The sequence below is a fragment of the Vibrio sp. 10N.286.49.C3 genome (assembly GCF_041469545.1).
GTDB lineage: Bacteria > Pseudomonadota > Gammaproteobacteria > Enterobacterales > Vibrionaceae > Vibrio > Vibrio tasmaniensis_A.
This window is the reverse complement of the sequence record NZ_JBFRKT010000046.1, coordinates 1-16,020: the sequence shown is the minus strand read 5'-3', so window position 1 is coordinate 16,020 and position 16,020 is coordinate 1. Positions and strand designations below refer to the sequence as shown.

The window sequence follows — 16,020 nt, the reverse complement described above, 5'->3', positions numbered from 1 at the left end:
CCCTAATTATTATTCTTTAACTGCGCCGCTGACGAGGCCGGTAGTAATGTGTTTTTGAGTCGCAACAAATAGCAAAGTGATAGGTACTGCAACCAATAATGAACCCGCGGCAAACAGTGTGAAATTCTCCGCTGAGTTAGATGAAATCCAACTGAAAATACCGATGGCTAGCGTCATTTTTTCTTCGCTGCGTAAGATAAGCGTAGGTAAAATGAAGTCCATCCAAGGTGCGGTGAAAGACACTAAACCAACAAACACTAAGATAGGTTTCGCGAGAGGGAGAATGATCTCGAGGAAAATCGTCATGTGGCCTGCACCATCAATTTTTGCGGCTTCATCTAATGAAGTGGGAATGGCATCGAAATAACCTTTCACCAACCAAATCATGAATGGTAATGAGCCCGTTACATACACAAATAACAAGCCAGCATAGGTATCAATCAATCCCATTTTTGATAGCAAAATGTAGATAGCCGTCATCGAAAGAAAGGCCGGGAACATCTGCAATACAAGAATGCTCATCATAATGTTGCGCTTACCATTGAAGCGGTAGCGAGAGAACACAAACGCTGAAATAGTCACGACAACCAGTGAGATAACCATATTCGCTGTCGCGAGAAGAAAGGTGTTTTTATACCAGTCTAAATAGGGTGTGTCCGTGAATAACGCGCGGTAGTGGTCGAGCGTAAAGTCAATACTTGTGAAAGAAGAACTGAATAAGTTATTCCCCGTTTTGAATGAAGCTAGCACTGTCCAAATCACTGGGCCAAGTACTAATAATGCGTTGGCAATGAGAAATAAGTACACGACTAGGGTGCCTATTTTGCCAATGTATTTGTCCATGTTAATTAACTTACCCGTACTATTTAAATTAGCCATGTTACATACCTACATCGTCTTTGAATGACTTCATGCGGCTGAATTGCCATATCGCAATACCAGACAAGAACAAGAAGATAATGATTGAGATAACCGAAGCGATTTGATACTGCTGGAAGTCGAGCGTGAGCTTGTAAATCCAAGTGATCAGAATGTCGGTGTGCCCTGCGAATCGATATTCAGGGTTGATAGGGCCCCCTTCGGTTAACAGGTAAATCGCCCCAAAGTTATTGAAGTTATGGGCAAAGGTCATGACCAACGATGGGGCCACTTGGTGCAACACCATAGGCAGGGTGATTTCTTTAAATTGCTGGAACTTGCTTGCACCATCGACTTCACTGGCTTCATAAAGTTCGCTTGAAATGTTAGTCAGTGCCCCTGCAATAAGCAGCATAAAGTAAGGTGCGCCAACCCAAACACTCACCGCGATAACGGTAATTTTTGCGGTGAAAGGGTCTGATAAGAAGGCAATCGAATCAAAGCCCCACGAGTTTAACGTTGCGTTGACTGGTCCAATACCATTCAGTAGCAAGCGGAACATCAATAAGGTCACGAAAGCAGGAATGGCATAAGGGAGAATAAAGATAAAGCGCCATGCTTTTTTTGCTTTAATGTTTCGATTTTGTAGCGCAAGCGCCAGTAAAAAACCAAACCCACAAGTACATATGGTGGCAAAAAATGCCCACAGAACCGTCCAAGAAGCGACACCGAAGAAAGTGCTCGACCATATTTTCAGTTCAAATAGTGAAACAAAGTTTTTAAACCCCACCCAATCTACAAGGTTTCTTGGTGGGATATGATGAGGTGCCGAATAGTTAGTGAAAGAGACGAGTACCGTAATTATGATTGGTAAAATAATGAATGCGATACTGGCAATAAAAGCTGGCGATAGCATGATGAACGCGAACTTTTGGTCGTAAATGTCTTTAAATTGTTCTCGAAGGTTCAGTCGTGACTTAAGGCTGACTTTTGCATCTTGGACATTAGCGATGTACTGACAGATGAATAAGAAGCTGTAGAGTAGGGCTATGACCCCTTCGACCAACATAAAGACCGAGTTATCGCCCTGTAATATTTTAAAGCCTTCACGAACTTGAGCGACATCTCCTAAAGTGACTAAGCCTTTTAGCGAGGCCAACAGCTCCGGGAGAATCAACAATGTGATTAGCTGCATGGCTAAAAATACACCGCCTTTTATCCAATGACCTTTTACGATCTGTGTACTCCCCATAATAAGGAGTGAAGCGGGCATTCGTGATGCCGGCTGATTCTCTGTTAACAACATTGTTTATCTCTATTGTTTAGGTTGTCGTTATGTATTCGTTTTCTGGTCACGCCCTGAACTAGCGCTGTGGCTTTATGACACAGCGCATGAGCTAAGTCGCTTGTAAGTCGCGACGGGAGTTCAGAGGTTACTCTTGTAATTCTATTTGTTCTTCGATGATCGAAAGCGCACGGTCAAGAACAGAACTCGCAGGTTTATCGTTTACCCAGTAGTCTGTAATAGCACTGGCCATTGGTGACCAAATGAAGCCCATTTCAGGAATCGATGGCATTGCGTCTGAGTAGAAACCTTGCGTAATAATGGCGTAAGTGGCTTCATCGGCATCAACAATGATCTCTTCCATAACTGACTGGATCGGAGGGAGTGCTCTTGACATCTCATAGCGTTTTTTCAGCATCGCGTCGGAAGTAAGGTAGTCAGCAAATAATTGTGCGGCTTTCGGATACTCAGTGTAAGAAGACACAACCGCAAGACGAACAGTTGCAAAAGTGCGTGGTTGTTGGCCTGCTAATTTAGGCATAGGTACAACACCAAGATTTATCCCTGATTCTTGATACCCTTCGATTGCCCAAGGGCCGTCGATAATAGCGGCGACTTTTCCTTCATTAAATAAGCCACGACGTACTTGCGGGTTGCGCATATCAACTGGATTTGAATTGTTGGCCACTTGCAGGGTTTTCATTGCTTCTAAGCCTTGTTGGGCTTTTTCAGAATTGATGCCGATGTCTTTTGCATCGGTACCGTTATTACCAAATTCGTATGCGCCGTAAAGCGTGACAAACATACGAGACTCGTAATAGTTCTGTATGTCCCAAAGCAGTGCGTATTTATGTTCTTGCTTATTGTTGAAAGTTTTTGAAAATTCGATAATTTCTTCAAAAGTCTCAGGTGCTTTAGTCAGTAAATCTTTATTGTAGAACAGAGCGGTAGTAGCGAAGCTAACTGGGAAGCCATAGCTCACCCCTTCAGCTTGAGACGCATTAATCGCATTTGGCATAAAAGTATTCGAGATACGTTCGGCAGACACCAGATTCTCCATCGCCCCACCTGCCACGACTAATCGCCCCAATAAGTCATGTTCAATCTCTACTACATCTGCCACGCGAGCAGAGCCGCCATCCTGAATCAAACGAGAAGCGGCATCGATCGGCGCTAACCCACGGAATGAAAAATCAATATCGTATCCTAACTCTTTATTAAAGGACTGAGCGGCGTACTCCATGTAGTCGAGTGTTGTTTTGTCGGTCCAGATTAACAACTCAGCCCCATTTTCTGGCTGAATTGTGTCTGCGTTTGCATCGGCTGCAGCCGTTAATGTACTGGTCGTTAACGTTGCCGCCATTAAGGCTGCCGCGAATAGATTCTTTTTCATTCCTGAATTTTTCATACTGACACCGCGCTATTTAAAATCATAGTAGTCGTTCGTTAAGTACTACTATGGTATGTCTCGCCGACAATATGTCAACATTACCTGGTTGAAATGTCAGCGTATTTGTGATGCTTGTCACCTTCCGTTTGTGCTTTTTACATCTAGTAGCTATAGGGTTTTATGTCTTGTTTATTGGGGGTTTTGAACGGTGCTTTGTTCGTTTTGATACTTAGATTAATGAAAAGCCTACCGTTTGTGATGGTGATCAATAATCTCCGCAGTCAAGGGTGATTGATCTCTCATTTCTAAATTCAATAGGAAGCAAAACATTTATAATTCTAGAACAATAAATAGGCGTTCATTACGGACGACTATGTTTTTCTGGTTAAATGTTGCGAAATCAGCAAGCCTATCAAGAGACACAGTGGATAGATAAAGAGAAACAGTGAACAAAAATAACCCTACAAATAACAACAAATGATTCAGTGAAGAATCAATAAGGAATGACCGTGAAAAAAACATTATTGTCTGTAGTGATCACCAACACTCTACTTATTAGTGCTGGCGCTTCGGCTGCTGATGACCGAACTATGTCTCCAAGTGATATCTTTTTTTATGACGCTTTAAAATTTGGTGGGCATGTTGGAACATCGATTGAAGTCGAAGAGAAAAACATCACTGATTTTGCATCATGGGGTGGTGGCAAGTCTAAAGAGCGTACAACGACTCATGAAGTGTTTAACGTCTTCTATAACAACGCTGCGTGGAATGCGACAGCACTTTACGCGTTCAAACTTGAAAATCGTAAGAAAAAGAAAGGCGCATACGCAGAAACAGAAAATGGATATAAGCACTTATTATCATTAAATAAAAGTTTTCAGCTAGGAAATGGTTGGGGAACGGGCTTGATCTATGAGTTGGAATATACAAAGGGTGATATTGTTACTTCTGCGAAAGTAGACGGCTTGAAAACCACGAAAGCTGAGCACAGTATTCGTCCATACCTTACGTACTGGAATAATGAATATTCAGCGGGCTTCTATTCAAACCTAGAGTACCTATACAACGATTCAGATAAGAGTGCTTGGGGTTCTCGTGAAGAGGAAGGTTACAGTCTCTTATTTAAACCTTACAAGCGCTTTGGTCAGTGGGAAGTTGCAGCTGAGCTCTACTATCAAGTTAAAGAAAATAAAGCGAAAACCGCTAACGGTTCACTCAATGAAGCCAGCGATTTCACCGAGATGTACATTGAGCCAATCGTTCAGTACAGCTTTGAAGAAGCCGGCACTATGTACGTTCGTGCTCGTATTGGTGAAAACGAAACGAAACATACAGACGGTTGGGCAAAGAACGAAACTTTCTTCAAAGATATTCGTAAGGCAACTTTAGGCTATGAGCAAGCAATTGGCGACGATTGGTTGGTAAAAGGCGAACTTGAGTGGGCTAAAGACACAGAGACTTTCTCTAAGCTGAAAGGCGAAGAGAAAACTGTAGAACAAGAAACAATGTATCTACAAGCGCTTTACCGCTTCTAAGTGGTATTAATCACAACTCAAATGACAGAGTAATATTATGATCAAAGTTTCAGATATCGCCCAAATCGTTGGTGGAAAAATTGAAGGTGATAACACGGTAGAAATATCTAAGATTCGCCCAGTTTCCAGCGTAGAAGAGGGCGGCTTAGCCATTGTCTTTGCTAAAGCCGATTTAAAAGGGCTATCTGAAACTTTGGCTGATGTCATTGTTGGGCCAGAAGCCATTTTACAGACTAAAGCAAAAACAAAAATCGTGATTGAGAAGCTCGAAGCTGAGAAGCTCAATCAACTAATGCGTCATTATAAAGTTCAAAAATATCAATTATTTGATCAAGGGAATACATCAGATACTCCCGATGTTTATATCGGAAAGCATTGTCAAATAGGTGAAGGTTGCCATTTCATGCCCGGTGTTAAAATCATGAACGGTGTAACAATCGGCAATAACGTTGCAATTCATGCCAATACAGTCATCAAAGAAGGCACAGTGATTGGTAACAATGTCACCATCGACTCTAACAACTCCATTGGTAATTACAGCTTCGAATACATGACCGGGCACAACACCCGTTATGAACGCGTGGAAAGTGTGGGTCGAGTGATCATTGGTGATGAAGTTGAAATTGGCTGTAATAACACCATCGACAGAGGCACTTTAGGCGACACCGTTATTGGTCGTGGAACCAAAATAGATAACCTAGTGCAAATAGGGCATGACTGCAAAATAGGCCAGCATTGTTTACTGGTATCTCAGGCTGGTTTTGCGGGCCACACTACCTTGGAAGATCATGTCATTGTTCATGGTCAAGCCGGTACCGCAGGGCATCTTACTATCGGGAAAAACTCCGTTATTAAAGCCAAATCAGGTGTGAGCCACTCTTTCCCTGCCAATAGTGATCTGTTCGGTTATCCGGCGAAAGATGCACGTTCTTATTATAAAAACTTAGCCGTATTGAACAAATTAACTCATCAAAAAAACAGTAACTCCCGTCCAAACTCTAAATCGTTAGAACTTGATACAGACAAAAGAGCGGTGGTACCGAAAAAGAGCTTAATAGCGAGACTATTTCGTTTATAGGTTGCCGAAGCGAGAGCTTAAAAATTAAAGCCCTAACTCGCGATGACTAAAACGGAATAGAACCCTACATATATAAAAAATAATAAGGAAATGACAATGAAACGTACTCTACTTGTAGCCGCACTTTTATCTTCAGCGTTAATGGGTTGTGCGAGCACAGCTGACACGCCAGCAGCTGATCAAATGAAAGCAACAGGTCCTTTCGCCAATTGTAATCTCGCCACGGTGGAAGATCGCGGGCCAATTCGTCCTTCACTTTATGTTATAGGCACTTTCCCTGATGGTCAGTGGATCCACATGGAAAACCGTCAGATGTCGCATAAAGGCAAAGGTATTTACCAAGTGGTAAGCGAAGAAAAAGCGGGCAACGTAAGTTTGCAGTTCGCAACGATGGGCTGGTCTCCACAATTTACCGCAGCTGGCATGTCGATGACGGCGGGTTATGAGAAGACGCTAAAACGTGGTGGCTTTGCAAAAAACACCACCGTTAATATTCCAGAGGATGGCAAATATTTATGGAGTGTTGAAATTAGCGAAGATAAGAAGCCAGTTCGTGCATTGGTTAAAGCGTGTAAATAAGCGATGTAGCCAACCGACATAACTCACTCTATATCACCATTTATAACCACGCTATAACACCGTTTATAAACTCGTGGTTGAACGCAGTGATACAGAAGAAAGGTGCTCTGAATATCAGAGTGCCTATGTTTTAAACATAAACCTTAAATGTTCAATGATTAACGTTTACGTCTTTTTAGCCAGTAACTTGAGAGCTCCAGTCACTGGCTAAAAAGATTTTTACCTATCAAGATTTAACCCGTATTCGGAGTTTCAAATGGCAACAGTTAGCCTACGTAAAGTAGAAAAACAGTACGATAATGGTTTTAAAGCCGTACACGGAATTGACTTAGATATTCACGAAGGTGAGTTCATGGTATTTGTGGGGCCGTCTGGTTGCGCCAAATCTACCACATTGCGAATGATTGCTGGCTTAGAAGATATCTCGGCAGGTGAAGTGCGTATTGGCGATAGAGTGGTGAATGATTTAGCGCCTAAAGAGCGTGGTATTGCCATGGTATTCCAAAACTATGCGTTGTACCCACACAAAACGGTCTTCGATAACATGGCCTTTGGTTTGAAAATGCAAAAGCGACCAAAAGAAGAGATCAAACAACGTGTAGAAGATGCCGCTGAAAAACTAGAAATTACCGATCTCCTGTATCGTAAGCCTAAAGAAATGTCGGGTGGTCAGCGTCAGCGTGTTGCGGTGGGGCGAGCTATTGTTCGTAAACCGGACGTGTTCTTATTTGATGAGCCTCTATCCAACCTTGATGCCAAACTACGTGTTTCGATGCGTGTAAAAATCGCACAATTGCACAAGTCTCTTAAAGATGAAGGTAACCCTGCGACCATGATTTATGTCACGCACGATCAAACGGAAGCTTTAACTTTAGGCGACCGAATTTGTGTATTAAATCAAGGTAACATTATGCAAGTGGACACGCCGACCAACTTGTACAACGCACCACAGAACAAGTTTGTGGCGGGTTTTATCGGCTCCCCAGCCATGAATTTAGTGAACACAACCCTACGCAAGTTAGGTGATGATATTTACGTGGAACTTGCCCCTAACGCCCAAATTATTATTCCTAAACGTTTGCAAGAAAAGCTTGTGGATCATATTGATAAGCCCGTGTGTCTAGGCATTCGACCTGAACACATAAATATTGCCGCTGATGATGAGATGGTGAACGTACACCCTGGTGAGCTGACCGTGGTTGAAAACTTAGGGAATGAAAAATACCTGTATTTCAAATTGGGTGATAACGAAATTGTTGCGCGAGTGAATAACCAAAGCATAAGTACATCAGATATTGGCAGCCAAGTACGCTTTAATTTTGATTCTGCTTTTTGCCATATTTTTGATGGTGAAACCGAACAGAACCTGACGTTGTAAAATCAGGCCTTATTGGCATTAACTATCGTAGATGAATGGTTTCAATAGAACGTTCTAACACCTCACTTTAATAATATGCCCTAAGTATCTCACTTTGGCTTAAGGGCATAATAAAAATATAAATGAATCCTGAGAACTCATTCTCAAGATACTGTCACGCCTCAATTAAATAGAACTTATATAAGGAAGGTTTTATTCGTACAGCTGACTTCATCGCTTCTGACATTATTTAACGCGGCCGTAATGGTTGTATGGGAGGGAGACTATATAGCATGCTCACGAAACACGACCTGATAGTTAAATCGCGTGACAAGAATATAAAACAATAACCTACACCAACATAACGTGAATAAAGGACGACACATGAAGAATAAGCTTATTGTGCTATCAGCATTACTGGCTTCCCTACCTGCTATGGCAGATTGGAACCAGGCCTATTTCCGTGGTACAGCCAATAACTGGCAAGCCGAATCTATGGTTAAAGTGAAAGCAAACCACTGGCAAATAGTGAAAAAATTTAATACCGGTGATGGAACGAACTCTCCTAGTTTTAAGGTTGATCGCTTTGGTGATTGGTCTGAAAACTACCCTCTATCAAATTTCTCAGTTGACCCTAATAAAACCTACGAAATTAATTTCTATGACGACACGAATAAAGTGGTGGTCCATGAAAAACTTCCCTTTGATATGCGTGATGAAACCATGTATTTCGTGTTTCTTGACCGTTTCTATGATGGCGATTCAGCCAATAATACAGCGACGGGTGCCGACATGTATTCGGCAGACAAATCGGATTTCAAAAAATACTTTGGTGGTGACTTAAAAGGTTTAACTGCAAAGCTAGATTACTTGCATGATATGGGGATCACGGCCATTTGGATAACGCCTCCAGCTGATAACATTAACGTACCTGACAGTCGGGGTGGAGCGGGTTACCACGGCTACTGGGGACGTGACTTTTTTAAAGTTGATGAGCACCTAGGTACCGTTGAAGATTTTAAAGCATTAAAGACGAAAATGGATAGCTACGGCATGAAACTCGTGCTGGACTATGCGCCTAATCACTCTAACCCTGATGATGAAGGGGAATACGGTGCACTTTATAAAAAGGGTGTCCGAGTTACCGACTACAAAAATGATAATGCAGGGTATTACCATCATAATGGAGCGATCGCTGAAAACGGTAAAGATTGGGAATGGAACGACGCATGGGCAGTTCGTAATAAAACCTTGTTTAACTTAACCGATTTTGACCAACGTAAAGATGGCCCTGCGCGTCAGTACTTGATTGATGGCGCGAAATTCTGGGTAGACTTAGGGGTGGATGCGATTCGTATTGATGCGGTGAAACATATGGATAAAGAGTTTATCCAAGATTTTACTGGCCAAATAAACGCGTACGCGAAGAAAAGCCAAGGTAAAGATTTTTATTTCTTTGGTGAGTGGATGGATTCAGGTGCTGACGCAACGGGATCAAACTTTGCCTCTATCGATTTTGCCAATACATCAGGCTCTGCATTGCTTGATTTTGGTTTGAGAAACACCATCGAAAACGCCTTGCTACAACACAATGGAACTGGCATGTATGCCATTAATAACTACATGAAGCTGAGAGACCAAAAATTCACAAGCAGTGATTGGCAAGTGGTGTTCTTAGATAACCACGATGCGTCACGTATTTCTACGGTTTTGCGTTCCGATGCGAAGAACTTTGGCGCAGGTAAAGACAAGTGGGGCGGCAGCCAAAGTGTTGCCTTTGCACAAGACAGAGTGGAGCTGGGTTTAGCGCTTATCATGACCTCTCGTGGTATTCCATGTATTTACTATGGAACAGAGCACTACGCGGCTAACTTCACTACCAACGGTTTTGGCCAACAAGGTAATGACCCATACAACCGTGAAATGATGCCAAGCTTTGATAAAACGACCAACGCTTACAAGATGATAAAAACATTAAGTAAGCTTCGTAAGGACAGCTATGCGGTTCAGCAAGGTGATTATATCGAGCGCTGGATAAGCAATGATGTATTGGTATATGAACGTAACGCAGGCGATGACGTAGTTGTGGTTGCAATGAACCTCGGTCAAGGTACATCGGTTAACGCGGTGAATTTAGGATTGGCAAACGGAACTTACGATAGTGTATTAGGCACTGACCAAGTAGTTGTTTCTAATGGCAGTGGCACATTTAATCTAGACCAAAATGAAGTGGTTATCTTACGCACTAAGCACTAACAGGTAATACAGGCTATTGATAACGGTTTTACTGGTTTTTGATTGAGTATCAACAGCATAAACCTCGTACATAGTGTGCGAGGTTTTTTTTATTTTTCTTCGCTTGAGCTAGTGGAATATTCTTCATTTTATCGAATTTCAACTAAAATCCTGCCCAAGGGTGTCTTTTCTACAAGAAAACTAGTCGAAGCCTTAACCATGATCTACAATACGGCAAAATTCTAACTCGACTATTTTCAGGAAGAGCTGCATGTACATGAGCACTGATGAGGTTCGCAACGCGTTCCTTAAGTTCTTTGAGAGCAAAGAACACCAAATCGTAGACAGTTCATCGTTAGTTCCACATAACGATCCAACCCTGCTATTTACTAACGCAGGCATGAACCAATTCAAAGATTGCTTCTTAGGCGCCGAAAAACGTGCCTACACTCGAGCAACTACGGCTCAGCGTTGTGTACGTGCGGGTGGTAAACACAATGACCTTGAAAACGTAGGTTTCACGGCTCGTCACCATACATTCTTCGAAATGCTAGGTAACTTCAGCTTTGGTGATTACTTCAAAGAAGAAGCGATTGGATTTGCTTGGGAATTCCTGACTGAAACACTAGGTCTGCCAAAAGATCGCCTGTTAGTAACGGTTTACGAGACAGATGACGAAGCATTCGAAATCTGGAACAAGAAAGTGGGCATTCCAGCTGACAAGATTGTTCGCATCGGCGACAAAGAAGGTGGCAAGAAGTTTGAATCTGATAACTTCTGGACAATGGGTGACACAGGCCCTTGTGGTCCATGTACTGAAATCTTCTACGATCACGGTGAGCACATTTGGGGTGGCCGCCCTGGTACACCTGAAGAAGATGGTGACCGTTTCATCGAGATCTGGAACAACGTATTCATGCAGTTCAACCGTCACGCTGACGGCACTATGGAACCGCTACCTAAGCCAGCTGTAGATACTGGTATGGGTATTGAGCGTATCTCTGCAATCATGCAGGGCGTTCACTCTAACTACGAAATTGATGTATTCCAAAAGCTAATCAAGGCGACAGCAGAAGTAGTAGGTCACGACGACCTATCGAACCAATCGCTGCGCGTTATCGCTGACCACATCCGTTCTTGTTCATTCCTAATCGCTGATGGCGTTATGCCTTCAAACGAAGGTCGTGGCTACGTTCTACGTCGTATTATTCGTCGTGCAGTTCGTCACGGTAACAAGATTGGTGCACAAGGCGTGTTCTTCCACAAACTTGTGGGTGTACTGGCTGAAGTGATGGGTTCTGCGGCTGAAGAGCTTAAGAAACAACAAGAGCTTGTTGAAAAAGTACTTCGCATCGAAGAAGAGAACTTTGGTCGTACTCTAGAGCGCGGCATGGTTATCCTAAACGACGCATTAGACGCACTTGAAGGCAAAGAGCTTGACGGTGAAACAGTCTTTAAACTTTACGATACATACGGCTTCCCAGCTGACCTTACTAACGATGTAGCTCGTGAACGCGACTTTACTATCGATGAAGAAGGCTTTGAGAAGGCGATGGAAGCACAGCGTAAGCGTGCACGTGAAGCGGGTCAGTTCGGTACTGATTACAACGCAACGATCAAAGTAGACACGAACACTGAGTTCTGTGGTTACACAGGTACTGAAGGTGCAGGTGAGATTTCTGCGTTATTCGTTGACGGCGAAGAAGTATCTTCACTATCGGCAGGCGACAAAGCAATCATCATCCTTGAAGAGACACCATTCTACGCTGAGTCAGGCGGTCAATGTGGTGACGCGGGTACGCTAAGCACAGCGTCGGGTCTGTTCAAAGTACAAGATACTCAAAAGCTAGGTAATGCATTTGCACACCACGGTGAGCTAGTTGAAGGCGTATTTGCTCAAGGCGATAAAGTAGAAGCGCGCGTTGATGCTGAGCGTCGTGCTGCTATCTCACTAAACCACTCTGCAACTCACTTACTTCACTCAGCATTGCGCGAAGTGCTAGGTGAGCACGTTGCTCAGAAAGGTTCTTTAGTTAAGCCAGACAACCTACGTTTTGACTTCTCTAACCTTGAAGCGGTAACACCAGCACAGATTAAAGAAGTAGAGCGTCTAGTTAACGCACAAGTTCGTAAGAACCATGTGATTGAAACTAACATCATGGACATCGAGTCAGCGAAAGAAAAAGGTGCGATGGCACTGTTTGGCGAGAAGTACGATGATGAAGTTCGCGTTCTGTCTATGGGCGATTTCTCTACTGAGCTTTGTGGTGGTATCCACGCAAGCAACACGGGTGATATCGGTCTATTCAAGATCACTTCTGAAGGTGGTATTGCTGCGGGTATTCGTCGTATTGAAGCGGTAACGGGTGAAGCAGCTCTAGATGCAGTAGAAGCTCAGGCTAACGCTTACGAAGAGAAGCTTGCTGAATCAGCTAAGAAAGCGAAATCGCTAGAGAAAGAAATCCAACTACTTAAAGAAAAGATGGCTGCTGCAGAAAGCGCAAACATCATGGGCAAAGTAGAAGACATCTCTGGTACTAAAGTTTTGGTTGCTGCAATTGAAGGCGCAGACAACAAGAACCTACGTACTATGGTTGATAATGCTAAAAACCAAGTGGGTAGCGGCATTATCCTGATCGCGAACGTAGCAGACGGTAAAGTTGGCCTGATTGCTGGCGTAACTAAAGACCTTATCGGCAAAGTTAAAGCGGGTGACCTCGTTAAGATGGTTGCTGAGCAAGTTGGCGGTAAAGGCGGCGGTCGTCCAGATATGGCTCAAGCGGGTGGTACTGACGTTGAAGCACTACCTGAAGCGCTTAAATCAGTACGTATTTGGCTTGAAGAGCGTCTTTAAGCTTAAGTAATTGATACAAAGATGCCCAATCAACTGATTGGGCATCTTTTATTTTGCCCATTGGAAGAACCTTTGAAAAAGGTTTGATTGAGATTAACCAAGAAGGCTAATGGTAACGTTAGACTCCTTGGTTAATTTTTTATTGCTTCGCCATGACGCGGAGTATGTGTTTTTTTGTCATATATAGACATTGGTCTTGGGAAGGTGAGGAAGGGTGAAAATGCCTCTTATCGTGCAGAAATTTGGTGGAACGTCGGTGGGTTCAATTGAACGAATCCATCATGTAGCAGAAAAAATCATTGAAGCGAAAAATGAAGGGAACCAGATCCTGGTTGTCGTTTCTGCTATGTCAGGTGAAACAAATCGGTTAGTTAACTTAGCTTCACAAGTTGATAGCGTACCAAACGCTAGAGAGTTGGATGTGCTGTTAACGGCCGGAGAACAAGTTTCCATGGCTTTGTTGGCGATGACGTTGCACAAGTTGGGTTATGAAGCGACATCGATGACTGGCTATCAAGCCAAAATACACACCGATTCTAATCATAATAATGCGACGATTGAGCGTATTGATACCGCTCCTATTAAAGCGCTGTTAGATGATGACCAGATTGTCATTGTTGCAGGTTTTCAAGGCGTTAATGCAAAAGGTGATATCACAACCTTAGGGCGAGGTGGTTCAGACACCACGGCCGTTGCGTTGGCGGGCGCCCTTCAAGCGAAAGAGTGTCAGATATATACTGATGTTGATGGTGTATATTCCTGCGACCCTAGAGTGGTTAAGCAATCTAAGAAATTAGATACCTTAGACTTTCCCTCTATGGAAGAAATGGCTCGCAGAGGCGCTAAGGTTTTACACCTTCCATGTGTTCAACATGCGTGGCGACACAATGTACCATTGAGAGTGCTTTCGAGCTTTGAAGAAGGCGAGGGAACTCTTATCGCGGGTAATGACTGTTTGAATGATATTGCTGGGATAGCCATTCAAAGAGATATGGTTCGCGTCGAGTGTTTGAATCAAGATTTACCGTCTCTCATGTCGCATTGCCATTTATTAGGGATTGAAGTCTGTAGTGTGATCGAGGAAGCAGAACGGGCAGCACTCATTATCAAACCGGACATAAGTGCTAAATTAAAACTAGTTTTTGACGAGAAAATCCGTAATAGTGAACAGGTTAGTTTGTTAACTGTGGTAGGAAGCCGAACACAAGAAATTGTGGTCAGTTCACATGGATTGTTGTCTGAAGGCGAAATTGATGTACAGCATCACTTATTGCAACAGCAGTCTTTAACTTTGGTGATATCACCAACGCAAGTCGATATGGCTGCTAACATATTACACAATGCATACATCGTAGCGCGTGAAACACAGGGTTATCCTAAAAAAGAAGTGCATTTTGGTTAAATAAACTCAATCGATAGTTTACGAAAATATAACTTTTGTTGGATAATGCTCGCGTAGCTAGATAAATTTAGAGATTACTCAAGGAGCAAAGAATGCTAATTTTGACTCGCCGTGTTGGCGAAACACTGATGATTGGTGATGAAGTAACAGTTACTGTACTTGGCGTTAAAGGTAACCAAGTACGTATTGGTGTTAACGCACCTAAAGAAGTATCTGTTCACCGTGAAGAGATCTACATGCGCATTCAAGCTGAAAAAGGTAATGGTAACGTTGCATCTGGCAACTACTAATACTTTTGCGTAGAAGAGGGGCTAGCATTGTTGCTAGCCTTTTTTGATCTTGGGGTGCACATAATCACAACTTAGCAATAGGTTGATTCACTAGCTGGCTTAGTTATAGATGCTGGATGGAGTGCTTGATATAGAAAAGCCACGCCACCAGAGTTAGCTCTTATTGAAGCATCGTGAGATTTGTTTGCCATAGTTCAAGTTTTACTGACTTACCCTATGGCGAAATAGAGCATCCCGTAGTATGGTGCAATCAGCAGTGACACTTACTGCGAGATAAATTAGATAATTGTTTTCCGCAGTTAATTATTGCCAATCTTTCACCTTAATTTTTAAGGGAAAAAGCGCTAATTGGATGTTATAAGTTCAATTTGCAAGCGCTTTGATTAAATTGCAAACGGTTGAATGTTTTTGTCCGGTTTTTTTCAATAAAGTGTTTGACATATTTTCGGTAAAACGTAATATGTGCCTCCGCAAGACGGTGAGGTGGCCGAGAGGCCGAAGGCGCTCCCCTGCTAAGGGAGTATGTGGTTTATAGCCGCATCGAGGGTTCGAATCCCTCCCTCACCGCCATTTCTTGCACGTTTGAATTTGCAAGCAAACACAGAAGTAACAATGTGCGCCCTTAGCTCAGCTGGATAGAGTACCTGGCTACGAACCAGGCGGTCGGAGGTTCGAATCCTCCAGGGCGCACCATTCTTTAGATTACTTTGTTAAGAAGTAATAGATAAGAATAATGAATTAGGTGAGGTGGCCGAGTGGCCGAAGGCGCTCCCCTGCTAAGGGAGTATGTGGTTTGTAGCCGCATCGAGGGTTCGAATCCCTCCCTCACCGCCATTCATTACAGGCCTATGGCCTTTTTTTTGTTTCGTAGAAACAAGAATGTGATATATTTCACAACTTCTTCACTTGAAGATACCGTGCGCCCTTAGCTCAGCTGGATAGAGTACCTGGCTACGAACCAGGCGGTCGGAGGTTCGAATCCTCCAGGGCGCACCACTATTTAGGGTTTTTATTAATCCTGATGTTGAATGTTTAGTTTTGCTTTATTGCCTTAGCTAAAAGTTCAGTGTCGAAACCGTTGCGCCCTTAGCTCAGCTGGATAGAGTACCTGGCTACGAACCAGGCGGTCGGAGGTTCGAATCCTCCAGGGCGCACCA

11 protein-coding genes and 5 tRNA genes are annotated in these 16,020 nt (G+C 43.1%); 13 read left to right on the top strand and 3 right to left on the bottom strand.

Annotation, left to right across the window (positions count from 1 at the left end; genetic code table 11):
• Positions 1–9: 9 nt before the first annotated feature.
• From AB4180_RS17210 to AB4180_RS17200, 3 genes are all read right to left on the bottom strand, one after another.
• On the bottom strand, positions 10–843 hold the full coding sequence (locus AB4180_RS17210) for a sugar ABC transporter permease (RefSeq protein ID WP_029223077.1): 834 nt from the start codon (positions 841–843) through the stop codon (positions 10–12).
• Between the two features lie 37 nt (positions 844–880).
• Positions 881–2,164, bottom strand: coding sequence for a carbohydrate ABC transporter permease (locus AB4180_RS17205; protein ID WP_102249689.1), 1,284 nt, complete (start codon positions 2,162–2,164; stop codon positions 881–883).
• 127 nt (positions 2,165–2,291) lie between these two features.
• On the bottom strand, positions 2,292–3,536 hold the full coding sequence (locus tag AB4180_RS17200) for a maltose ABC transporter substrate-binding protein (RefSeq protein WP_009847627.1): 1,245 nt from the start codon (positions 3,534–3,536) through the stop codon (positions 2,292–2,294).
• Positions 3,537–4,036: 500 nt separating this feature from the next.
• Here AB4180_RS17200 and AB4180_RS17195 point away from each other — a divergent pair, with 500 nt between their 5' ends.
• From AB4180_RS17195 to AB4180_RS17135, 13 genes are all read left to right on the top strand, one after another.
• The gene (locus tag AB4180_RS17195) at positions 4,037–5,068 is read left to right on the top strand and encodes a hypothetical protein (protein ID WP_012604766.1); all 1,032 of its coding nucleotides are present in this window, start codon (positions 4,037–4,039) and stop codon (positions 5,066–5,068) included.
• Positions 5,069–5,105: 37 nt separating this feature from the next.
• Positions 5,106–6,146, top strand: a complete 1,041-nt coding sequence (lpxD, locus tag AB4180_RS17190) for a UDP-3-O-(3-hydroxymyristoyl)glucosamine N-acyltransferase (protein ID WP_102249690.1) — start codon at positions 5,106–5,108, stop codon at positions 6,144–6,146.
• 96 nt (positions 6,147–6,242) lie between these two features.
• Positions 6,243–6,725, top strand: coding sequence for a glycosidase (locus AB4180_RS17185; protein WP_029225461.1), 483 nt, complete (start codon positions 6,243–6,245; stop codon positions 6,723–6,725).
• Between the two features lie 256 nt (positions 6,726–6,981).
• Positions 6,982–8,103 carry an ABC transporter ATP-binding protein gene (locus AB4180_RS17180; RefSeq protein ID WP_012604763.1) on the top strand — a complete coding sequence of 374 codons (1,122 nt, stop codon included), beginning with the start codon at positions 6,982–6,984 and terminating at the stop codon, positions 8,101–8,103.
• 363 nt (positions 8,104–8,466) lie between these two features.
• Positions 8,467–10,338: an alpha-amylase family glycosyl hydrolase gene (locus AB4180_RS17175; protein WP_102249691.1), complete on the top strand. Its 1,872-nt coding sequence runs from the start codon at positions 8,467–8,469 to the stop codon at positions 10,336–10,338.
• A 250-nt stretch (positions 10,339–10,588) separates the two neighbouring features.
• Positions 10,589–13,171: an alanine--tRNA ligase gene (gene alaS / locus AB4180_RS17170; protein WP_102249692.1), complete on the top strand. Its 2,583-nt coding sequence runs from the start codon at positions 10,589–10,591 to the stop codon at positions 13,169–13,171.
• Positions 13,172–13,391: 220 nt separating this feature from the next.
• Entirely contained in the window at positions 13,392–14,573 is a 1,182-nt protein-coding gene (locus tag AB4180_RS17165) for an aspartate kinase (protein WP_080518014.1), read from the top strand.
• A gap of 92 nt (positions 14,574–14,665) precedes the next feature.
• Positions 14,666–14,863, top strand: a complete 198-nt coding sequence (gene csrA / locus AB4180_RS17160) for a carbon storage regulator CsrA (RefSeq protein WP_004415691.1) — start codon at positions 14,666–14,668, stop codon at positions 14,861–14,863.
• A 477-nt stretch (positions 14,864–15,340) separates the two neighbouring features.
• Positions 15,341–15,433: transfer RNA gene (locus tag AB4180_RS17155), tRNA-Ser, on the top strand.
• Positions 15,434–15,479: 46 nt separating this feature from the next.
• Positions 15,480–15,556, top strand: a tRNA-Arg gene (locus tag AB4180_RS17150).
• A 48-nt stretch (positions 15,557–15,604) separates the two neighbouring features.
• Positions 15,605–15,697, top strand: a tRNA-Ser gene (locus tag AB4180_RS17145).
• 85 nt (positions 15,698–15,782) lie between these two features.
• Positions 15,783–15,859, top strand: a tRNA-Arg gene (locus AB4180_RS17140).
• Positions 15,860–15,943: 84 nt separating this feature from the next.
• Positions 15,944–16,020 (top strand) — tRNA-Arg (locus AB4180_RS17135).

Excerpts from the sequence above, each read along its gene's own strand:
- AB4180_RS17210 (WP_029223077.1), bottom strand. The coding sequence starts at position 843 with ATGGACAAATACATTGGCAAAATAGGCACCCTAGTCGTGTACTTATTT.
- AB4180_RS17205 (WP_102249689.1), bottom strand. The coding sequence starts at position 2,164 with ATGTTGTTAACAGAGAATCAGCCGGCATCACGAATGCCCGCTTCACTC.
- AB4180_RS17200 (WP_009847627.1), bottom strand. The coding sequence starts at position 3,536 with ATGAAAAAGAATCTATTCGCGGCAGCCTTAATGGCGGCAACGTTAACG.
- AB4180_RS17195 (WP_012604766.1), top strand. The coding sequence starts at position 4,037 with ATGACCGTGAAAAAAACATTATTGTCTGTAGTGATCACCAACACTCTA.
- lpxD (WP_102249690.1), top strand. The coding sequence starts at position 5,106 with ATGATCAAAGTTTCAGATATCGCCCAAATCGTTGGTGGAAAAATTGAA.
- AB4180_RS17185 (WP_029225461.1), top strand. The coding sequence starts at position 6,243 with ATGAAACGTACTCTACTTGTAGCCGCACTTTTATCTTCAGCGTTAATG.
- AB4180_RS17180 (WP_012604763.1), top strand. The coding sequence starts at position 6,982 with ATGGCAACAGTTAGCCTACGTAAAGTAGAAAAACAGTACGATAATGGT.
- AB4180_RS17175 (WP_102249691.1), top strand. The coding sequence starts at position 8,467 with ATGAAGAATAAGCTTATTGTGCTATCAGCATTACTGGCTTCCCTACCT.
- alaS (WP_102249692.1), top strand. The coding sequence starts at position 10,589 with ATGTACATGAGCACTGATGAGGTTCGCAACGCGTTCCTTAAGTTCTTT.
- AB4180_RS17165 (WP_080518014.1), top strand. The coding sequence starts at position 13,392 with ATGCCTCTTATCGTGCAGAAATTTGGTGGAACGTCGGTGGGTTCAATT.
- csrA (WP_004415691.1), top strand. The coding sequence starts at position 14,666 with ATGCTAATTTTGACTCGCCGTGTTGGCGAAACACTGATGATTGGTGAT.